The sequence below is a fragment of the Streptomyces sp. NPDC042638 genome (genome assembly GCF_040647235.1).
GTDB lineage: Bacteria > Actinomycetota > Actinomycetes > Streptomycetales > Streptomycetaceae > Streptomyces > Streptomyces rameus.
Map to the genome: position 1 here is coordinate 70,704 of NZ_JBEZBT010000011.1, position 19,251 is coordinate 89,954.

At 71.9% G+C, this 19,251-nt stretch carries 18 protein-coding genes; 10 read left to right on the plus strand and 8 right to left on the minus strand.

The window, feature by feature from the left end; translation table 11 throughout:
• Positions 1-430 precede the first annotated feature (430 nt).
• Entirely contained in the window at positions 431-1,606 is a 1,176-nt protein-coding gene (locus AB0B40_RS12250) for a DUF4157 domain-containing protein (RefSeq protein ID WP_345046604.1), read from the plus strand.
• A gap of 18 nt (positions 1,607-1,624) precedes the next feature.
• Here AB0B40_RS12250 and AB0B40_RS12255 read toward each other — a convergent pair whose 3' ends face one another.
• From AB0B40_RS12255 to AB0B40_RS12265, 3 genes are all read right to left on the minus strand, one after another.
• A complete protein-coding gene (locus tag AB0B40_RS12255; RefSeq protein WP_362263849.1) occupies positions 1,625-2,203 on the minus strand; it encodes a Type-2Aa cytolytic delta-endotoxin in 579 nt (192 codons plus the stop codon).
• A gap of 532 nt (positions 2,204-2,735) precedes the next feature.
• Entirely contained in the window at positions 2,736-3,647 is a 912-nt protein-coding gene (locus tag AB0B40_RS12260) for an SDR family oxidoreductase (protein ID WP_345046445.1), read from the minus strand.
• A 147-nt stretch (positions 3,648-3,794) separates the two neighbouring features.
• A complete protein-coding gene (locus tag AB0B40_RS12265; RefSeq protein WP_345046447.1) occupies positions 3,795-4,571 on the minus strand; it encodes an SDR family oxidoreductase in 777 nt (258 codons plus the stop codon).
• A gap of 78 nt (positions 4,572-4,649) precedes the next feature.
• Between AB0B40_RS12265 and AB0B40_RS12270 the strand changes: the two genes are divergently transcribed.
• The 4 genes from AB0B40_RS12270 to AB0B40_RS12285 are packed head-to-tail and all read left to right on the plus strand — an operon-like array spanning position 4,650 to position 8,167.
• Positions 4,650-5,438, plus strand: a complete 789-nt coding sequence (locus AB0B40_RS12270) for an enoyl-CoA hydratase family protein (protein ID WP_345046448.1) — start codon at positions 4,650-4,652, stop codon at positions 5,436-5,438.
• A gap of 37 nt (positions 5,439-5,475) precedes the next feature.
• Positions 5,476-6,324 carry a CoA-transferase gene (locus AB0B40_RS12275; RefSeq protein WP_362263885.1) on the plus strand — a complete coding sequence of 283 codons (849 nt, stop codon included), beginning with the start codon at positions 5,476-5,478 and terminating at the stop codon, positions 6,322-6,324.
• Positions 6,321-7,097: a CoA-transferase gene (locus tag AB0B40_RS12280; RefSeq protein WP_345046450.1), complete on the plus strand. Its 777-nt coding sequence runs from the start codon at positions 6,321-6,323 to the stop codon at positions 7,095-7,097. The genes AB0B40_RS12275 and AB0B40_RS12280 overlap by 4 nt, the downstream gene beginning before the upstream one ends.
• The gene (locus AB0B40_RS12285; RefSeq protein ID WP_362263850.1) at positions 7,094-8,167 is read left to right on the plus strand and encodes a nitronate monooxygenase; all 1,074 of its coding nucleotides are present in this window, start codon (positions 7,094-7,096) and stop codon (positions 8,165-8,167) included. The genes AB0B40_RS12280 and AB0B40_RS12285 overlap by 4 nt, the downstream gene beginning before the upstream one ends.
• A 131-nt stretch (positions 8,168-8,298) precedes the next feature.
• Here the strand turns inward: AB0B40_RS12285 and AB0B40_RS12290 are convergent, their stop codons facing one another.
• The gene (locus AB0B40_RS12290; RefSeq protein WP_362263851.1) at positions 8,299-9,456 is read right to left on the minus strand and encodes an acetyl-CoA C-acetyltransferase; all 1,158 of its coding nucleotides are present in this window, start codon (positions 9,454-9,456) and stop codon (positions 8,299-8,301) included.
• Between the two features lie 109 nt (positions 9,457-9,565).
• The gene (locus AB0B40_RS12295) at positions 9,566-10,351 is read right to left on the minus strand and encodes an SDR family oxidoreductase (RefSeq protein WP_362263852.1); all 786 of its coding nucleotides are present in this window, start codon (positions 10,349-10,351) and stop codon (positions 9,566-9,568) included.
• Positions 10,352-10,493: 142 nt separating this feature from the next.
• Between AB0B40_RS12295 and AB0B40_RS12300 the strand changes: the two genes are divergently transcribed.
• Genes AB0B40_RS12300 through AB0B40_RS12310 form a run of 3 tightly spaced genes read left to right on the plus strand, consistent with a single transcriptional unit; the run spans position 10,494 to position 12,960 of the window.
• Entirely contained in the window at positions 10,494-10,742 is a 249-nt protein-coding gene (locus AB0B40_RS12300; RefSeq protein ID WP_345046456.1) for a hypothetical protein, read from the plus strand.
• Positions 10,742-11,911 (plus strand): acyl-CoA dehydrogenase family protein, encoded by a 1,170-nt coding sequence (locus tag AB0B40_RS12305; protein ID WP_362263853.1) that lies wholly within the window; start codon positions 10,742-10,744, stop codon positions 11,909-11,911. The genes AB0B40_RS12300 and AB0B40_RS12305 overlap by 1 nt, the downstream gene beginning before the upstream one ends.
• Positions 11,911-12,960 (plus strand): acyl-CoA dehydrogenase family protein, encoded by a 1,050-nt coding sequence (locus AB0B40_RS12310; RefSeq protein WP_345046459.1) that lies wholly within the window; start codon positions 11,911-11,913, stop codon positions 12,958-12,960. Before AB0B40_RS12305 ends, AB0B40_RS12310 begins: the two co-directional genes overlap by 1 nt.
• Before the next feature lie 10 nt (positions 12,961-12,970).
• Here AB0B40_RS12310 and AB0B40_RS12315 read toward each other — a convergent pair whose 3' ends face one another.
• Positions 12,971-14,089: an SGNH/GDSL hydrolase family protein gene (locus AB0B40_RS12315; RefSeq protein WP_345046460.1), complete on the minus strand. Its 1,119-nt coding sequence runs from the start codon at positions 14,087-14,089 to the stop codon at positions 12,971-12,973.
• 297 nt (positions 14,090-14,386) lie between these two features.
• Between AB0B40_RS12315 and AB0B40_RS12320 the strand changes: the two genes are divergently transcribed.
• Both AB0B40_RS12320 and AB0B40_RS12325 read left to right on the plus strand, forming a co-directional pair.
• Complete coding sequence (locus AB0B40_RS12320) at positions 14,387-15,175, plus strand: SAM-dependent methyltransferase (RefSeq protein WP_345046462.1); 789 nt, start codon at positions 14,387-14,389, stop codon at positions 15,173-15,175.
• Between the two features lie 145 nt (positions 15,176-15,320).
• The gene (locus tag AB0B40_RS12325; protein ID WP_345046464.1) at positions 15,321-16,586 is read left to right on the plus strand and encodes an epoxide hydrolase family protein; all 1,266 of its coding nucleotides are present in this window, start codon (positions 15,321-15,323) and stop codon (positions 16,584-16,586) included.
• Between the two features lie 55 nt (positions 16,587-16,641).
• Here AB0B40_RS12325 and AB0B40_RS12330 read toward each other — a convergent pair whose 3' ends face one another.
• A complete protein-coding gene (locus AB0B40_RS12330) occupies positions 16,642-18,420 on the minus strand; it encodes an acyl-CoA dehydrogenase (RefSeq protein ID WP_345046607.1) in 1,779 nt (592 codons plus the stop codon).
• 188 nt (positions 18,421-18,608) lie between these two features.
• On the minus strand, positions 18,609-19,058 hold the full coding sequence (locus AB0B40_RS12335) for a hypothetical protein (RefSeq protein WP_345046465.1): 450 nt from the start codon (positions 19,056-19,058) through the stop codon (positions 18,609-18,611).
• Between the last annotated feature and the right edge of the window lie 193 nt (positions 19,059-19,251).

Genomic DNA, 19,251 nt, shown 5'->3' on the forward strand with positions numbered 1-19,251 from the left:
GTGGACAGCGACCGTCGAAGGCACCGGCCCCCCGGACGGAGGTCGCCGACTCGGCCACCGGCGGCACCGGCCCGTCCCGCGGGCGAGGTCGGGGGTCTGTGCCGGATGCGGACGGCACGGACACTCGCCATCTCGCAGGACCCGCGGCTGCCCTTGAGTTTGCACCTACGGGCCTTCTCCGGCGCGCGGCAGGCTGATACGGCTTGCTTCGGGCATTCGCGGTGGTGCGGTGCCGTGGCGGCAGGAGGGGCTTGTGCACGGTAGGACACACGATCCGCGGAACGACGGGGCGTCGCCGCGCAAAGCCCCGGACTCCAGGGCCGGTCACGGCCCGTCCGTGACGGATCAGGAGGTCCGGGCGGGCACGCCGGTGACTCCGGCGACGGCACCGTTCCTCCAACGCGCCATCGGCAACGCCGCGGTCGCCCGGATGATCGAGCTGCAGCGGCACGTCCACCAGTCCTCCTGCGACCACCAGGACACCGAGACCGAGACGGCGGCCGAGGCCGCGCCGGTGCAGCGCTCCAGCGTGCACGAGGTGCTGCGCTCCCCCGGCCGGCCGCTGGCCGAACCGGTGCGCACGGAGATGGAAGCGCGCCTGGGGTCGAACTTCGAGTCCGTGCGCATCCACGAGGGCGCCTCGGCCGCCCGGTCCGCGGTGGAGATCGGCGCCCGCGCCTACACCTCGGGCGACCACGTGGTGCTCGGCCGCGGCGGCGGTGACAAGCACACCCTCGCCCACGAACTGACCCATGTGATCCAGCAGCGCCAGGGCCCGGTCGCCGGTACGGAGAACGGGTCCGGGCTCCGTGTGTCGGACCCCTCCGACCACTTCGAGCGCGCGGCCGAGGCGAACGCCACAGCGGCTCTACGCCGGCCTCTGCCCGCCGCGGCGGAGGGCAGCAGCCCGCAGTCCGGCTCCGTGTCGCTCGGGGGCGCGAGAACGGAAGACCACTCACACGCGCCTGTCCAGCGTGCTCCCGCCACCGGGAACACCGGTGCCGGCGCGCAGGTGGCGTCGCAGGTCGCCCTCACACACCTGTCGGGGGACGACCTGGAGGGCGAGTGCGGCTATTTCGAGCGCAGGCGGCAGCTGAGCGTCAATCCGCCCCAACAGGGCCTGATCATCCAGGAGATCAACCGGACCTTCACCGTGGAACAGTGGGACGGCTCGGCGTGGGTCGCCCTGCCCAGCGCCAACATCGACGCCTACGTCACAGCCAAGAGTTCGCATGTGTACGCCACCGTCGGCCGCTACTGGGAGCTGTGGGAGGTCGACGCACAGGGCAACGTCTCCGACGGCGGGGAGGACACCTTCTCGCTCGCTGCCATCATCCCGGGAAAGAAGCGCAAGGACACCACGCGGGGCACCTACCGGATCACGGGTGACGCGGTGTTCTACCCGACCACCGTGGCGCCGAGCACTCTCGGATTCGCTCGGGGCGGGGCCGCTCCCGCGGGAGGCCTGTACAGCACCCTCACCGACCCGTCGGGAGCCATCGCGGCGAACCAACTGACCGCGACCGGCCAGCCGGTCCGCTGCCAGGTCGACGTCAGGTGGGACAGTTCCGCGCAGGACCGGTACTCGGACGTCACGATGAGCTGAGCCCGGCAGCCCCGGGGGTCAGGCGGCGTCGGCGAGCCTCTGACGTACGACGATCGCGTTGAGCCGCACCGCGAACGGCGCGGTGTCGGTGAGTCCCAGCGCGCCCACGCGGGCCTTGTCCATGCCGACGGTGACGTCGGCGCAGAACGCCACGGCGTACAGATCACCGCCCGTGTCCTCGTCCTGGAGAGCGAAGAACAGATCGCGGTAATAGCGCGTGCGGTCCGGGCCTTCCTCGTAGTAGGCGAGTCCCGGACCGCCCTCCTGCGCGGCGAGACCGGTGAAAGCGTCCACGAGCTCACGCTCGATGGTGTCCCAGAACGAGGCCTCCGCCGCTCCGGGCGGCAGCGCCTGACGGACCGCCTCTTTGAGGGAGAGCACCATCACCAGGACCGGCGCCTCTTCCTGAAGCCCCCAGCCACGGACCATCTTCACGATGTCGCTGTCGGGAAGCGCGGCGGCGGCGTCGCGGATGTGTCCGAAGTCGTAGTTGACGGTGGCGGGCGCGATGGCGTCCTGGAAGGCGCGGCAGAGGTCTTCCCCCTGGGCGAGATGGGGCGCCCCCACCTCGATGACCGGCCTGAAGCGGGCTGCCAACCTTGTCCTCCTTAAACAGTTTGTTGAACGGGCGGGGTCAGTATGCCGCAGCGGGCCCGATCGCGCGCCGCCTTGTCCGGGGGGAAGTTGGGGCTCCTCCAGGGGGGAGTCGGGGCTCCCGCGAGGCTGAGCCGGCTCCACTGAGCACGGGTAGCGCTCGGCTCCCGGTTGGGGTGATGGGCTGGGGGGCTGGGGGTGCGGCCTCCCGGGGGGCTTGCGGCCGGTCGTACAGCGGATCTTGGGCAGGGCCCTGCCGGGGGGGGCGGCACGTGGAAGGGGCGGCAGACCCTACGGCCCCGGGAGCGGCCTGGGGCTGCGGGCCGCGCCCTCGGGGGCGGGGGGCCTGGCCCGGGGCTACGGGCTATGGGCAACGGGCCACGGGCACGCGCCCCCAACTGGGGGACAGCTGCGGCCCGACACAGGGCCAAGGACCACGGGCCCCGGACTCGGGGACAGGTGCGGCCGCCGGGGGCCCCTCGCGTGCCACACCTGGCCGGAGGACCGCCCGGGGAAGGAGCTGCGGGTCCCGCCTTCAGTGGGACCCGTAGACCGGCTGCGCAGGCTCGGATTCCGCGAGGAGCTTCAGCGCAGTCTCCCCCGCCTCGGCCGGGGTCCAGCGGGCGCCCTTGTCCGCCGTGGGGCCCGGTCGCCAGCCCTCCATGACGGTGAGCCGGCCGGCCTCGGCCCCGAAAACGCGTCCCGTCACCCCGGCGCAGGCGGCGGAGCCCAGCCAGACGACGAGCGGGCAGACGTTCTCCGGGGCCATCGCGTCGAACGCCGTGCCCTCCGGGGCGGCCATGGTCTCGGCGAAGGTCCGCTCGGTCATCCGGGTGCGGGCGGCGGGGGCGACGGCGTTGACCTGGACGCCGTAGCGGCCGAGTTCGGCGGCGGCGACGAGGGTGAGGCCGACGATGCCCGCCTTGGCGGCCGAGTAGTTGCCCTGGCCGACGCTGCCCAGCAGCCCGGCCCCCGAGGCGGTGTTGACCACGCGGGCCACGGCCCCGCGGCCCGCCTTCGCCTCGGCGCGCCAGTGCGCCGCGGCGTGCTTCAGCGGCAGGAAGTGCCCCTTGAGGTGGACCCGTATCACCGCGTCCCAGTCGTCCTCCTCCAGGTTGACGAGCATGCGGTCGCGCAGGAACCCGGCGTTGTTGACGAGGGTGTCGAGGCGGCCGAAGGTCTCCAGCGCGGTGGCGATCAGCGAGGCCGCGCCGTCGGCGGTGGCGATGTCGCCGGCATGGGCGACCGCCTCTCCGCCCGCTCGGGCGATCACGTCGACGACCTGGTGGGCGGGTCCCGTGTCCCCGCCCGTGCCGTCGAGGCCGACGCCGAGGTCGTTGACGACGACCTTGGCCCCCTCGGCGGCGAAGGCGAGGGCGTGCGCGCGGCCGAGTCCGCGGCCCGCCCCGGTCACGACGACGACGCGTCCGCTGCACAGTCCTGTCATGGTGTGTGTTCCCTCCCGGTGGGCGTTGGCTGTGTCGGACTCGGGTTCCGGGCGGCCGGGTTCCGGGCGGCCGGGTTCCGGGCGGCCGGGCTGCCGTCCCGGCTCCGTGGGCGGCGGCCCAAGGCCGCGACGGCGTGCCGGAGCAGGTCAGTTGTTGACGGTGGCCGCGTCGAGGAAGGCGGGCCGCTCTCCGCCACCGTGGACGAGCAGGCTGGTGCCGCTGATGTACGCGGCGAGGTCGGAGGCGAGGAAGACGCAGGCGTCGCCGATGTCGGCGGGCTCGGCGAGCCTGCCGAGCGGCACGGTACGGCCGACGGCGGCGATGCCCTCCTCGTCCCCGTAGTGCAGGTGGGACAGTTCGGTGCGCACCATGCCGGGGACGAGCGTGTTGACCCGGACCCGTGGCGCCCATTCCACCGCCATGGAGCGGGCGAAGTGGTCCAGACCCGCCTTGGCGGCTCCGTACGCGGCGCTGCCCGGTGACGGGCGGGTCCCGCTGACACTGCCGATCATGACGATCGATCCGCCCCCCGCCTGACGGCGCATCACCTCGTACGCGGCGAGGGAGGCGGTCACGGGCGCGATGAGATTGAGTTCGACGACGCGGGCGTGGCGGGCGGCGCCACCGTCGGCGAGCAGCCGGAACCCGGTGCCCCCGGCGTTGTTGACCAGCAGGTCCAGCCGTCCGTGGTCGTCGCGCACCCGGTCGAAGAACGCGCCGACCGCGCCCGGGTCGCGCAGGTCGACGGGGTGGAAGCGGGCCGCGCGGCCCGCCGCCTCGACGGCCCGGTCGGGGGGCCGGCGCGCGCAGGTCACGACCTCGGCGCCGGCTTCCAGCAGCGCCCGGGAGATCCCCGCGCCGACGCCGCGCGTGCCACCGGTCACGACGGCGACGGAACCCGACAGATCGATGGTCACGGCCAAGGGACACCTCCCGGAGCGGGCGAACCGCTGCTATCTTCCGCCTAACAAACGTTTGGTGGAAAGGTAGCTGATCCGCTCATGGGTGTCTCCACCTCCGCCCCGGAAGAGGGCGTCGCCGTCGTCACCGTCGACTTCCCGCCGGTCAACGCCCTTCCCGTGCGGGGCTGGTACGACCTGGCCGCCGCGGTGCGCGCGGCGGGTGCCGATCCGGAGGTGCGCTGCGTGGTGCTCACCGCCGACGGTCGCGGGTTCAACGCGGGGGTGGACATCAAGGAGATCCAGCGCTCGGCCGGGCACGACGCCCTCCTCGGCGCCAACCGCGGCTGCCGAGAGGCCTTCGCCGCGGTGTACGACTGCGAGGTGCCGGTGGTGGCCGCCGTGCACGGGTTCTGCCTGGGCGGCGGTGTCGGCCTGGCCGGCAACGCCGATGCGATCGTCGCCTCCGACGACGCGGCGTTCGGTCTGCCCGAGCTGGACCGTGGCGCGCTCGGCGCGGCCACCCATCTGGCCCGGCTGGTCCCCCAGCACCTGATGCGGGCCCTGTACTACACCTCGCGCACCGTCAGCGCCGAGGAGTTGCTCCGGCACGGCTCGGTGTGGCGGGTCGTGCCGCGCGCGGGACTGCGGGCGGCGGCGCTGGACCTGGCCCGGGAGATCGCCGCCAAGGACGGGCAGCTGATCCGGCTGGCCAAGGCCGCGATCAACGGCATCGACCCGGTGGACGTCCGGCGCAGCTACCGCTTCGAGCAGGGCTTCACCTTCGAGGCGAACCTCAGCGGTGTCGCCGACCGGGTCCGCGACTCCTTCGGCACGGAGCGAGCGGACACACGGCGGGCGGCCGGGAGCAGCGAGAAGGAGCCGACGTGAGCGGGGACAAGGAGCGGGCGTGAGCAGGGACAAGACGATGAGCGCCGAGGATGTCGTCGGCCGCCTCAGCAGCGGGATGATGGTCGGCATCGGCGGCTGGGGTTCGCGACGCAAGCCGATGGCGCTGGTACGGGCGCTGCTGCGCTCGGACGTCACCGACCTGACCGTCGTGTCGTACGGCGGCCCGGACGTCGGGTTGCTGGCCGCCGCCGGGAAGATCCGCAAACTGGTCGCGGGCTTCGTCACCCTCGACTCCGTCCCCCTGGAGCCGCACTTCGGAGCGGCGCGGCAGCGCGGTGCCTTCGAACTCGTGGAGCTGGACGAGGCCATGCTGATGTGGGGGCTGACCGCCGCCGCGCACCGGTTGCCGTTCATGCCCGTCCGGGCCGGGCTCGGCTCGGACGTACTGCGCGTCAACCCCTGGCTGCGGACGGTCCGTTCCCCCTACGGGGACGGCGAGGAACTGGTCGCCGTGCCCGCGCTGCGCCTGGACGCCGCGCTGGTGCACCTCAATCGCGCCGACGCGCACGGCAACGGCCAGTACCTCGGTCCCGACCCGTACTTCGACGATCTGTTCTGCGAGGCCGCCGACACCGCCTACGTCTCGTGCGAGCGGATCGTGCGGACCTCCGAGCTGCTCAAGGACGCCGGGCCGCAGTCGCTGCTGGTCAAGCGGGCCTTCGTGAACGGTGTGACGGAGGCCCCGAACGGCGCCCACTTCACCTCCTGCGTGCCGGACCACGACCGCGACGAGAGGTTCCAGCGCGCCTACGTCCAGGCGGCCCGCGACCCCGGGGCCTGGCAGGCGTTCACCCGGCGCTTCCTGTCCGGCGACGAGGCCGCGTACCAGGCCGCGGTGGCGGCCTTCCACGAGGAGGAAGCATGAGCGGCGGCGGTGCGACGGCGGCCACGGCGACGAGGGCCGAGTACTGCGTGGTGGCGTGCGCCGAGGTCTGGCGCGGTGCGGGCGAGGTGCTGGCCGCCCCCATGGGCACCGTCCCGGCGATCGGGGCCCGGCTGGCGCGGCTCACCTTCTCGCCCGACCTGCTGCTGACCGACGGCGAGGCACTGCTCATGGCGGACGTGCCGGCGGTGGGGGCCCCGCCCGGGGTGGTGGAGGGCTGGCTGCCGTACCGTCAGCACCTCGCCCTGGTGGCGAGCGGGCGTCGGCACGTGATGATGGGCGCCAGTCAGCTCGACCGGTTCGGCAACCAGAACATCAGCTGTATCGGGGACTGGGAACGGCCCAGGCGCCAGTTGCTGGGCGTGCGCGGTGCGCCCGTCAACACCCTGAACAATCCGACCAGTTACTGGGTGCCCAGGCACTCGACGCGGGTGTTCGTCGAACGGGTCGACATGGTCTGCGGGGTCGGCTACGACCGGGCCGCCGCGGCCGGTCCCACCGCGACCCGCTACCACCGCATCGCGGACGTCGTCACCGACCTGGGCGTCTTCGACTTCGACACGCCCGACCGTACGATGCGGCTGCGCTCGCTGCATCCCGGCGTCACGGTCGGGCAGGTCACGCGGGCCACCGGCTTCGCGCTGACGGTCCCCGACGAGGTGCCGTACACCCGCGAGCCCAGCGCCGGGGAACTGCGGCTGATCCGCGAGGAGATCGACCCGGAGGGGCTGCGCGACCGCGAGGTCCCCGCATGAGCGACGTCACGATCGCCACCCCGTTCACCGAACTGGTCGGGGTCCGGCACCCGGTGGTGCAGACCGGGATGGGCTGGGTGGCCGGTCCCCGGCTGGTCTCGGCCACGGCGGACGCGGGCGCGCTCGGCATCCTCGCCTCGGCGACGATGACCGTCGATCAGCTCCGCGGCGCGGTACGCGAGGTGAAGTCCCGTACGGACGCTCCCTTCGGAGTCAATCTGCGCGCGGACGCCGGGGACGCGGCCGAGCGTGCGGACATCATCATCGAGGAAGGGGTACGGGTCGCCTCGTTCGCCCTCGCCCCGTCCCGCGAACTGATCACCCGGCTGAAGGACGCGGGTGTCGTCGTGGTGCCGTCCGTCGGGGCCAGACGGCACGCCGAGAAGGTCGCGGCGTGGGGCGCCGACGCGGTGATCGTGCAGGGCGGCGAGGGCGGCGGGCACACCGGAAGTGTCGCCACCACGGTGCTGCTCTCGCAGGTGGTGGACGCCGTGGACATCCCGGTCGTCGCGGCCGGCGGCTTCCACGACGGGCGCGGCCTGGTCGCGGCGCTGGCGTACGGCGCGGCCGGCATCGCCATGGGCACCCGCTTCCTGCTCACCTCCGAAAGCACCGTGCCCGACGCGGTGAAGGCCCGCTACCTCGCCGCGGCGGTCACGGACGTCGTCGTCACCACGAAGGTGGACGGTCTCCCGCACCGGATGCTGCGCACCGAGCTGGTCGACGCGCTGGAGCGCTCGGGCCGCGTCTCCTCGCTGCTGCGCGCACTCCGGCACGCAGCGGCCTTCCGGCGCCAGTCCGCCATGAGCTGGGGGCAGGTGGTCCGGGACGGGCTGGCGATGCGGCACGGCCGGGACATGAGGTGGAGTCAGATCCTGCTGGCGGCCAACACGCCGATGCTGCTCAAGGCGTCCATGGTCGAAGGCCGGACCGACCTCGGCGTGATGGCGTCCGGGCAGGTCGCCGGGCTGATCGACGACCTGCCGTCCTGCGCCGAACTGGTCGACCGGGTCATGGCCGAGGCACAGGCCACCCTCGCGGGGCTCCCCCGATTCCCCCGGGCCGGGTGACCGCCGTACTCCATGCTCGCCGCATCCGGCGCACCACCGCCGTGCTCGTCGATTCACCTGACGGACGCCGACGTCGCGACCCCGTCCGCCGAACGGCCGATCCGGCGGCAGGCGCGGGTGACAGCGGGCGGTCAGAGGCGTTCGATGACGGTGACGTTGGCCTGGCCGCCGCCCTCGCACATCGTCTGCAGACCGTACCGGCCGCCGGTGCGCTCGAGTTCGTGCAGCAGGGTGGTGGTCAGCCGGGTACCGGTCGCCCCGAGCGGGTGGCCCAGCGCGATGGCGCCGCCGTTGACGTTGACCTTCTCCGGGTCGGCGCCGGTCTCCTTGAGCCAGGCGAGCACGACCGGGGCGAAGGCTTCGTTGATCTCCACGAGGTCGATGGCGTCGAGCGTCATCCCGGCCTTCTTCAGGGCGTACGCGGTCGCCGGGATCGGCGCGGACAGCATCCGGATCGGGTCCTCGCCGCGCACGGACAGGTGGTGGATGCGGGCGCGCGGGGTCAGGCCGTGCTCGCGTACGGCCCGTTCCGAGGCGAGGAGCAGCGCCGAGGCACCGTCGGAGACCTGCGAGGAGACGGCGGCGGTCAGCAGGCCGCCCTCGACCACGGGCTTGAGGGCCGCCATCTTCTCCAGCGTGGTGTCGCGGCGCGGCCCCTCGTCGGTGGTCACCGCTCCATGGGGCACGGTCTCGCGCTCGAAGCGGCCCTCGTCGATGGCGCGGAGCGCTCGCTGGTGGGAGCGCAGCGCGAACTCCTCCATGTCCCGGCGGGAGATGCCCCACTTCGCGGCGATGAGTTCGGCGCCGTGGAACTGGTTGACGGGCTGGTCGCCGTAGCGGGCCCGCCAGCCCTCGGAACCGGCGTAGGGGCCCTCGGTCAGGCCGAGCGGCGCGGCGGCCTGGCGGCTGGCGAAGGCGATGGGGACCAGCGACATGTTCTGCACGCCGCCCGCGACGACCAGGTCCTGGGTGCCGGACAGGATGCCCTGGGCGGCGAAGTGCAGTGCCTGCTGGGAGGAGCCGCACTGGCGGTCCACGGTCACCCCGGGCACCTCCTCGGGCAGGCCGGCGGCCAGCCAGCAGGTGCGCGCTATGTCTCCCGCCTGCGGGCCGACGGTGTCCAGGCAGCCGAAGACGACGTCCTCGACGGCGGCGGGGTCCGCTCCGGAGCGCTCCATCAGCGCCTTCAGTACATGGGCTCCGAGGTCGGCCGGGTGGACGGCGGACAGTCCGCCGTTCCGCCTGCCGACCGGTGTGCGTACCGCTTCGACGATGTACGCCTCGGCCATGGCGGCTCCTTGTCCTCGTCCCTGGTGTCCACGCTGTCGTGTGGGGCGCGCACGGCGATGCCCTCCAGCACGGCCTGCCCGCTGCTCTTCGGATGCGGCCGTGTCCGCCTCACGGGTGCTGGCTGCTCACCGAGAGGACCTCACCCGTCAGGTACGAGGAGTAGTCGCTGGCGAGGAAGACGATCGCGTTGGCCACCTCCCACGGCTCGGCGTACCGTCCGAACGCCTCGCGGGCGGTGAGCTCCTGGAGCAGTTCCGGGGTGGTGACCTTCACCAGGTGCGGGTGCATGGCCAGGCTCGGGGAGACCGCGTTGACCCGCACCCCGTATCCGGCGGCCTCCAGCGCGGCACACCGGGTGAGCGCCATGACGCCGGCCTTGGCGGCGGCGTAGTGGGCCTGCCCACGCTGGGCGCGCCAGCCGGTCACGGAGGCGTTGTTGACGACGACGCCCCCGGAACCCGTGGCCCTCATCCGGCGCAGCGCGGCGCGGGTGCAGCGGAAGGTGCCGTTGAGGGTGACGTCGAGGACCTTGTCCCACTGCTCGTCGGCCATGTCGACCAGGTCGGCGGTGCCGCCGAGACCGGCGTTGTTGACGACGACGTCGAGGCGTCCGTGCCGTTCCTCGACGAGGTCGAACAGCGCGGCGACCTGGGCCTCGTCGGTGACGTCACAGGGCAGGGCCGCGATCCGGTCCGCCCCGAACTCGGCGGCCAGCTCCGCCGCGGACTCCTTCAGCCTGCGGGTGTGGGCGTCCGAGACGACGACGTGGGCGCCTTCCTCGAGCAGCCGCCGGGCGGTCGCGCCGCCTATGCCGGCACCCGCGGCGGCGGTGACGACGGCGGTGCGGCCGGCGAGCAGGCCGTGACCGGGCACGTAGGGGGGAGGTGTACTCACGGGCGGCCCTCCTCCGGGCTCGCGTGCGGACGTGCCGGGGCATTCATGGGCGGCGGCCCCTGACGGGCTCGACTTCTCCACTTCTCGACGGCCCGGAGTCCGTACGTTAACCTACCAAACACTTGTTAGGGAAGGAGGTCGGATGTCCGTTGCCCGCCCCGCACCGACGGCACCGGTCCGCTCCGAACACACCGGCGGCTCGGACGAACGCAACGACAACTCGGCTGCTCGCAGGGGCAGTTCGGCCGAGCACAAGGGCAGCGTCGAGAAGGCGGGTGCGGAGAGCCGCTTCGCCCGGGTGGGCGAGCTGATCGTCCGCACCGGGAACCGGACGAGCACCGGGCGCGCCCACGAGGCCGGCCTGGGCGCGACGAAGGCGGCGGGAGACTGATGGACCTCGACTTCTCCCCGGCGGACGAGGTCTTCCGGACCGAGGCCCGCGCCTGGCTCACCGCCCACGTGCCCACCGCTCCCCTGCCGTCCCTGGAGACGGAAGAGGGCTTCGCGGCCCACCGCGCCTGGGAGCGAACCCTGTTCGCGGACCGCTGGTCGGTGGTCTCCTGGCCCGCGGAGTACGGCGGCCGGGGCACCTCCGTCCTCCAGTGGCTGGTCTTCGAAGAGGAGTACTACGCCGCCGGAGCCCCGGGCCGGGTCAGCCAGAACGGCATCAACCTGCTCGCCCCCACCCTCTTCGCGCACGGCACCGCCGAACAGCGCGCCCGGGTCCTGCCCGCCATGGCCTCGGGCGAGGTCGTCTGGGCCCAGGCCTGGTCCGAGCCCGAGGCCGGCTCGGACCTGGCGAACCTGCGCTCCACTGCCGTACGGACCGACGGGGGATGGCGGTTGCGCGGGCAGAAGACCTGGTCGTCCCGGGCGGCCTTCGCCGACCGCGCCTTCGGTCTCTTCCGCAGCGATCCGGACGCGGACAAGCCGCACCACGGTCTGACGTACGTCATGTTCCGGCTGGACGCCGACGGGGTGACCGTGCGGCCCATCGGGCGACTGGACGGCAAGCCCGCTTTCGCCGAACTGTTCCTGGACGACGTCTTCGTGCCTGACGAGGACGTGATCGGCGCACCCGGACAGGGCTGGCGCGTCGCGATGAGCACGGCCGGCAATGAGCGCGGCCTGACCCTGCGCAGCCCCGGCCGGTTCACCGCGGCCGCCGGCCGGCTGACCGAGCTGTGGCGCGAGCGGGCCGACCCGTCCGACACCGCCCTGCGTGACCGGGTCGCCGACGCGGTCATCGGCGCCCGCGCCTACCGCCTGTTCACCTACGCCAACGCCTCGCGCATCGCCGCCGGAGCATCGATCGGCGCCGAGTCCAGCCTCAACAAGGTGTTCTGGTCCGAGCTGGACATCGCCCTCCACGAGACCGCGCTGGACCTGCTCGGCCCGTACGGCGAACTGTCCGACGAGGCCACCGAGGCCCCGGCGCACGGCAGTTGGGCCGAGGGCCACACCTTCTCGCTCGCCGGTCCGATCTACGCCGGCACCAACGAGATCCAGCGGGACATCATCGCTGAGCGGCTGCTCGGCCTGCCGAAGGGACGCCGGTGATGCGGTTCCTCCTGGACGACGAACAGCGGGAGTTCGCCCGCTCGCTGGACGGCATGCTGACGGCGGCGGACACCCCCGGTGCGGTCCGGGCCTGGTCGCGCGGGGACCACGCGCCCGGTCGCGCGCTCTGGACCCGGCTCGCGGAGGCGGGTGTCCTCGCGCTCGCCGTACCGGAACGGCACGAGGGCCTAGGCCCGCTGCCGGTCGAGCTGGCCGTCGCCTTCACCGAGCTGGGCCGCCATGCCGTTCCCGGGCCGCTGGTCGAGACCGTGGCCGCGAGTGCTCTCCTCGACTTCCTCGACCGCCTCGGCGACGTTCCCACGGCGACCGCGTGGCTGCCCCGGATCGCCTCCGGCAAGGCGGTTCTCTCCCTGTGCGCGCCGGACCCGGGCGGCCCCTACGCCCTCGACGCGCACGCCGCCGACGCGGTACTGGTCGTCACCGATGACACCCTGCGCCTGGCCGAGAGCGCCGGCCCCGTCCAGCCGTCCGCCGACCCGGCACGCCGACTGGCCCGCCCCCTCGGCGGAGCCGTGCTCGCGCGTGGGCCGGCGGTGGCGGCCGCCACCGCGCACGCCGCGGGGGTCGCGGGCCTGGCCACCGCCGCCCAGTGTCTCGGCCTCGGGCGCGCCCTGCTCGACCGGACCGTCACCCACGTCAAGCGGCGCACCCAGTTCGGGGTCCCCATCAGCTCCTTCCAGGCGGTCAAGCACCGCCTGGCCGACACGCTCATCGCCCTGGAGTTCGCCCAGCCCCTGCTGTATTCGGCCGCCCTGGCCCTGGCTCGGGAAACGGCCGCCCGCGTCCCGGCGGGAGGCGCCGGCACAGGCAGGACCGGCGATTCGGCGTCCGCCGCCCGGGAGATCGCCGCCGCGAAGGTTGCGGCGGCCGAGGCCGCGTACGGTGCCGCCCGCACCGCCCTCCAGCTCCACGGCGCCGTCGGCTACACGGAGGAACTCGACCTGTCCCTGTGGATCCGCAAGGCGCGTCCCCTGCGCGACGCCTGGGGCACCCCCGCCGTCTGCCGCGCCCGCGTGCTGACGCCCTGACGCCCGCTGGTCAGCGATCGAGGAGGGCGATGCGGATGGCTCGTTCGACGTGGGCGGCGGTGTTTTCGTATCCTGCGGCGTTGGGGTGGACCAGGGTGACACGCTTGCCGATGAGACCGCAGTTCAGCAGCGTGCCGGGGAGCTTGGCGGGCCAGTAGTCCGCGGCGTCGCCGCAGATGCCCTCGACCCACTTGGTGCCCGCGGGCTGGCAGGCGTCGTGGCCCACGCTGGAGGAGTAGACGTCGACGTAGGAGTCGCCGAAGAACGAGGTGACCCGTTGGATCGTGTTGTTCAGCTGCTTGAGGACGTCGTCACGGAGCCAGTCGACGTCGGTGTGCTTGATCGAGCCCAGCTCGGTGAGGGCAGGGCGGTTGCAGTCACCGCCCTCCTCCGGCAGGACGGCCGGATAGCCGACCGTGATCACTTTGGCGTTGGGCGCGGCCTGGTGCACCTTGGCCAGCATCTCGACGTACTCGTCCTGGACCCGGGCGAGCTTGTCCTGGATGCTCTCCTCCCCCTCGGGAGGACTGGTGTAGTACTCGCGGCAGGACTTGCCGGGCGTCGCGCCCAGTTCGAGGCACTTGAGGAGCATGCCGCCGAAGGGGAGGCTGTTGCCGCCGACGCCGATGGTGACGACGTCGGTCTCGTCGTTGAGTTTCGCTCGCTTGATCTGCGGGTCCACTGCGGGCCAGCCTCCGACGGGGGGCTGGACCGGGCTGATCGGCGTCTGCTTGGTGTTGGCGATGTCGGTGATGGTGGCGTTGCCGCAGCTGACGTTGGTCAGGTGGACGTACTTGCCAGGCGGGAACTCGTCGAGCTCCCGCTCGACAACGCCGGGGTAGGCGTCGCTGGTGCGGTCGCAGCCGTCCCGCGCCGCATCGCCGAGCGGAGGCTGCGGGTCCCCGACGAACCCGCCGGCGGTGTACGAGTCCCCCAGCGCGGCCCACTCGTACCTGTCAGCCGCACCAGCGGAGCCCGAGGGCACGAGCGCGGACACCGCCAGTGCGAGCCCCACGGCCAGTGCACCCGTTCGCAGGCGGGAGACGGAGTGCCGCATGGCCCCCCTGGGACGGGCCGGCAGGACCGTCGAGGTGAGGGCTGCCAGTCGGCCCGTAGACGTCGAACGCATCCGCAGTCTCCATTCACTCTTCGCAGTCGTATGACTACGCAGTGAAGTTAGATGAGGGCGGGTGGTCGCCGGACGGGTGCGCCGGATAAACCACCCGAGCGTATGGTGCGGAAGTTCTGGGCCACGGCGAATGCGCCGGGTGGCCGACCCCGGACAGCGAAGAGGCGTGCCGCAGACAGCTGATGGCGTCGGACCGCACCAGGAGGACCTGGGTGCCGAAGGGCAGCCTCATTCTGAAACGATCAGTAAGGTGATCAGGTACAGGTCCGAACCGTTCGCAAGCGCCTTGGAGTTGCCATGACGACCGCCTCTCAGCCGCCTGTGCCGATCGACACCAGCAAGGCACACCCGGCACGCGTCTACGACTGGCTCCTGGGCGGCAAGGACAATTATCCGGTCGACGAGGCGGTGGGCAACCAGCTCCCGCCGGAGGCGAAGGACGCGGCACGGCAGAACCGTCAGTTCATGCACCGGGCGGCCGCCTGGCTCGCCGGGCAGGGCATCGACCAGTTCCTGGACATCGGCACGGGAATCCCGACCGAGCCCAACCTGCACCAGATCGTGCAGAAGATCCTGCCGACGGCGAAGATCGTGTACACCGACAACGACCCGATCGTCCTGCGACATGCCGAGGCCCTGCTGGTCAGCCGCCCCGAAGGCGCGACCGACTACATCGAGGCCGACGTACGACAGCCGGAAGACATCGTCGAACACGCCCGCCAGGTCCTGGACTTCAGCCGCCCGATCGCGCTGTCGCTGATAGCGCTGATGCACTTCATCCCCGATGAGCGGGACGCACACGGCATCGTCCGCAATCTGGTGGCCACTCTGCCCCCGGGCAGTTACCTCGTGCTCTCGCACGCCGCTTCCGATCTGTACCCGGAGCTCGCCGAACAGGTGACCGCCGAGTACGCCAAGGGCGGCATCCAGCTCGGTTTCCGGACGCGGACGGAAGTGGAGCGGTTCTTCGACGGGCTGGAGCTCGTTCCGCCCGGCATGGTGACGGCGACGGAGTGGGTCACCTCTCGCCCCGCTCATGAGCCGGAAGGCAGCGGCATCTACGCGGGAGTGGCGCGGGTCTCCTGACAGGAGGCCGGGAGACCCGGGTCCATGTTCGCCACAGGTGGGTCACCGCGCGGCCGGAGTTCCGGGAGCGACCACCCGTGCGACGCCCCCCGGCCGGACGACAGGCCGACAAGAACGCTTCCCCTACCCGGTGAGGAACCACGCCATGGCCACCCCGCACGCCTTCCCCCTGGAGCCCACCCCGGTCCACGTGCCCGACAGCGTCCTGGACGACCTGCGCGCCCGGCTCGCGTCGACCCGTCCGCCGCTGGACGAGGGGAACAGGGACTGGTCCTACGGCGTCCCGGACAGCTATCTCCGTGAGCTGGTCGCCTACTGGCGGGACGGTTACGACTGGCGCGAGGCCGAGGCCGCCATCAACGCCCACGAGCACTACCAGGTGAGCGTCGCCGGCGTCCCGGTGCACTTCATGCGCAAGCCCGGCCGCGGCCCCCGTCCCGTCCCGTTGATCCTCACCCACGGCTGGCCGTGGACGTTCTGGCACTGGTCGAAGGTGATCGACCCGCTCGCCGACCCGGCCGCGTCCGGCGGTGACCCCGCCGACGCGTTCGACGTCATCGTGCCGTCCCTGCCCGGCTTCGGTTTCCCCGGGCCGCTCACCGGCTTCCCGGACGTCAACTTCTGGAAGGTCGCCGACCTCTGGCACACCCTGATGACCGAGACCCTGGGGTACGAGAAGTACGCCGCCGGGGGCTGCGACATCGGCGGGATCGTCTCCAGCCAGCTCGGCCACAAGTACGCCGACCAGCTGTACGGCATCCACATCGGCTCCGGGCTGCCGCTCGACTTCTTCAACGGGCCCAGGGCCTGGGACCTCGCCCGCAACCGGCCCCTCACCGACGACCAGCCCGCCGACGTCCGCGCCCGCATCATCGAGCTGGACCACCGCTCGGCGTCCCACCTCGCCGTGCACATGCTCGACGGCGCCACCCTGGCCCACGGGCTGAGTGACTCACCCGCCGGACTGCTCGCCTGGCTGCTTGAGCGCTGGAACGCCTGGAGCGACAACGGCGGCGACGTCGAGTCCGTCTTCACCAGGGACGACCTGCTCACCCACGCCACGATCTACTGGGTGAACAACTCCATCGCCACGTCGATGCGTTACTACGCCAATGCCAACCGCTACCCCTGGACCCCCGCCCACGACCGCACCCCGGTCGTGCAGGCCCCGGTCGGTCTCACCTTCGTCACGTACGAGAACCCGCCCGGCATCCACACCGCCGAGGAGCGCGTCCGGGCGTTCGAGACCGGCCCGCAAGCCGACTGGTTCAACCACGTCAACGTCAACGCCCACGACCGCGGCGGCCACTTCATCCCCTGGGAGAACCCGGACGCCTGGGTGAGCGATCTGCGCCGCACCTTCCACGGCCGCAGGCCCGCGTCTCCCGCGGGGGCGTCTGCGCGGCCGTAGTGGCGGGGAGCATGCACAGCGGCCACCTGGTCGCGCCGCCGCCGGCGCGCCTCGGCTACGCGGGCACCATCTCGGCGGCGGGCACCGAGGTGCGCAGCATCGGATGCCCGCCCATCACGCCCTCCAGCACGGCGAAGCCCTCGGTCAGCTGCAAGGCATACGGTACGAGGGCCTCGACCAGGTCCTCCTCCGCGTCGGGCAGCTGGTGAACGTGGTCCGCGGTGATGCGGCCGGCGGCCAGCAGGTCGCCACTGTGCGCTCTCACCTGTCGCAAGCCGAACAGGCGGTGCAGCTGTCCGAGGACCGCCCGGGCCTGGGAACCGGACGCCTTGCCGACGGCGCCCAGCAGTGCCTCCGCGGCAAGGCGGTGCACGTGTGCTTCGACGAGCTGCAAGGCCGGCGTCACGGTTCCGTTCCACCGTGCGAGGGGGTCCCCGCGGCGTCCGTTCCGCAGTCGGCCGCGGGCCCTGCTGTGCCAGATGCGCTCTATGTCCGCGAGCAGTTCCTGCAGGTAGCCCGAGTCGTCCAGGGAGCGGCCCGCCGCGGGCGCCTCGGAAGGCGCCGTCGGGGTGAACCCGCCCAGGAGCATCTCACCGGCCGCCTTCACCCAGATGACGCGGTTGTCGCCCTCTGCGGTGACGGTCCCCTCATTCGCGGCCAGTTGGTAGGCGATGCCGTTCGACAGCAGCAGGCCCTGTGCTCCGCAGCGTTCACGGCATTCGGTCATGACCGATCTGGCCTGCCAGGTGATCCAGGCCTTGGTCACGGCTGCCAGGCGCTCGGTCTCCTCACGTTGCGCCTCGCCACCGCTCGTCCACCGCCGCACCACGTCGCGGTGCAGCAGGGTCGCGGCGTAGGTGGTGGCGACCGCGGAGAGGAGCGAGACGTGGTGGCTGCGGTGCTCGATGAGGGAAACCCTGCGGCCGGTCGTCATTCCGGAGGTGAGCCGCCGGTGGGAGTGCCGCATGGCGACGGCCAGGGCGTGCCGCGTCACGCCGAGGCTGTAGGCGCTCATGCACAGTTTGCCGGCGTGGACGCGCTTGACCGACCTGAGGAATCGTTTGCGCGGATTTCCCAGCGCGCTGACGAACGTGCCGTCGCGGGACAGGCGTCCGTGCTCCCCCTGCAGCATGGCTTCGAAGGGGAGGCGCACACCGTGGAAGGACGTGGCGCAGTGGTCGACCGGTGCGCTCGCGGTCTGCGGGAGGGGCCGCACCTCAACGCCCGGGTAGTGCCGGCCCTCGCCGTCGGTGAGCGGGGTGAGGAAGAGAAAGACGCCGTGGTCGACGTCCTCCACCACCAGGCGGGCCGCCACGACGGCGTTCTTGGCGCCACCGGTGCCGGATGTGTTCGGCATCCACTTGCAGGCGCCGGGGGTGGGAGTGTCGAGGAGGAAGCCGCTGGTCTCGGGATCGAACCTGGCGGTGGTCTCCAGCGACGCGGCGTCGTTGCCGTGGTCCAACTCGGTGCACAGGAAGGTCCCGACGGTATCCATACGGGCATACCGGTACAGGTCCCTTCCGCCGGGGTCATGGTCCAGCAGGCTGCCGATGTGCAGGTTCCAGTGGATGCTCGCTATCGTCGCCATACCGGGGTCCACGACTCCGGCCCACTCGTGCATCGCCGTGAGCGACTCGATGTCCGAGGCCAGACCGACCGGGTCCGCTGCCGCTTCGTTGACGAAGCGCAGTCGCGCATACGACAGCGCCGTGCGCTCCTGCGGGCTCAGGCCCTCCTGGAAGGCGAACCGAGGCCCGTCGAACAAGCGCTTCCACGGCCCGTGGACCTGCTCCGCGTGAGGCCCGAAGAGGATGCGTGTGAGGTCTGCGGATATCCCTTGTCCATGCGGAAGGCGAGATTCGGTCACGATCGTAAAGATAGTGTAATCGATCACTTACTCACAGTGTGATGATCAACACGATTGGCGGCGGGCCGAGAGTGGAAGTGATTCCGAAATAGGCTCAGCGGCGGTGAGTTGCCCGCTGCCGGGGCTCGGCCAGGACCTCGACAGCGGGACGCGCGTCACAGGGGTGAACGGCTCCGCGGGATCCGGGCCAACGGGCTCACCAGTCCGTACAGTTGACGGAAGGCGTCACGCAACACCGGCCGGTCTTCCGGCGCGGCCGTCACCAGTACCTGCTCCAGGAGCTGCCGGCGGCGTTGACGCGTCGCCTCGAGTACGCACTTTCCGGCTCCGGTGAGGCAGAACTCCCCCGACGCGACACGCCGCACCAGGGTGCGCTGTTCCAGTCGGTGGAACAGCTGCCTCATCGACGAAGGACTGACACCGATGTCCCTGGCGATGCGGTCCGGGTCCGCCTGTTCCCTTTCCAGGGCGAGCAGACCGCGCATCTGCTCCTCGGAGACCGTCGGGGCCACCTCTTCATGGGCCCGCTGCCACAGCTCGATCATCGATCGTGCGACGTGTTCCGCCGCCACCTTGGCTTCGGCAGGTTCGGGTTCCACTGACATGGCTTACCCCTTCCTTGAGGCCGTCGAGAACTGGCGCTTACCCGCCTGACGGCACATCAGCCCCGCTCGCACGTTCGAAAGCGCCTTGATCTGGGACATTGCGCAAACACGGTGTGGAGTTGACCGGGCATTCGGGTGACGGCCCACCCGCCCGCGGACGTCAGGCCGGTCCTGATGTCACGTCGGTGCCGGG

Excerpts from the sequence above, each read along its gene's own strand:
- AB0B40_RS12250 (WP_345046604.1), top strand. The coding sequence starts at position 431 with ATGATCGAGCTGCAGCGGCACGTCCACCAGTCCTCCTGCGACCACCAG.
- AB0B40_RS12260 (WP_345046445.1), bottom strand. The coding sequence starts at position 3,647 with ATGACAGGACTGTGCAGCGGACGCGTCGTCGTCGTGACCGGGGCGGGC.
- AB0B40_RS12270 (WP_345046448.1), top strand. The coding sequence starts at position 4,650 with ATGGGTGTCTCCACCTCCGCCCCGGAAGAGGGCGTCGCCGTCGTCACC.
- AB0B40_RS12275 (WP_362263885.1), top strand. The coding sequence starts at position 5,476 with ATGAGCGCCGAGGATGTCGTCGGCCGCCTCAGCAGCGGGATGATGGTC.
- AB0B40_RS12280 (WP_345046450.1), top strand. The coding sequence starts at position 6,321 with ATGAGCGGCGGCGGTGCGACGGCGGCCACGGCGACGAGGGCCGAGTAC.
- AB0B40_RS12285 (WP_362263850.1), top strand. The coding sequence starts at position 7,094 with ATGAGCGACGTCACGATCGCCACCCCGTTCACCGAACTGGTCGGGGTC.
- AB0B40_RS12290 (WP_362263851.1), bottom strand. The coding sequence starts at position 9,456 with ATGGCCGAGGCGTACATCGTCGAAGCGGTACGCACACCGGTCGGCAGG.
- AB0B40_RS12300 (WP_345046456.1), top strand. The coding sequence starts at position 10,494 with ATGTCCGTTGCCCGCCCCGCACCGACGGCACCGGTCCGCTCCGAACAC.
- AB0B40_RS12305 (WP_362263853.1), top strand. The coding sequence starts at position 10,742 with ATGGACCTCGACTTCTCCCCGGCGGACGAGGTCTTCCGGACCGAGGCC.
- AB0B40_RS12310 (WP_345046459.1), top strand. The coding sequence starts at position 11,911 with ATGCGGTTCCTCCTGGACGACGAACAGCGGGAGTTCGCCCGCTCGCTG.
- AB0B40_RS12315 (WP_345046460.1), bottom strand. The coding sequence starts at position 14,089 with ATGCGTTCGACGTCTACGGGCCGACTGGCAGCCCTCACCTCGACGGTC.
- AB0B40_RS12320 (WP_345046462.1), top strand. The coding sequence starts at position 14,387 with ATGACGACCGCCTCTCAGCCGCCTGTGCCGATCGACACCAGCAAGGCA.
- AB0B40_RS12325 (WP_345046464.1), top strand. The coding sequence starts at position 15,321 with ATGGCCACCCCGCACGCCTTCCCCCTGGAGCCCACCCCGGTCCACGTG.
- AB0B40_RS12335 (WP_345046465.1), bottom strand. The coding sequence starts at position 19,058 with ATGTCAGTGGAACCCGAACCTGCCGAAGCCAAGGTGGCGGCGGAACAC.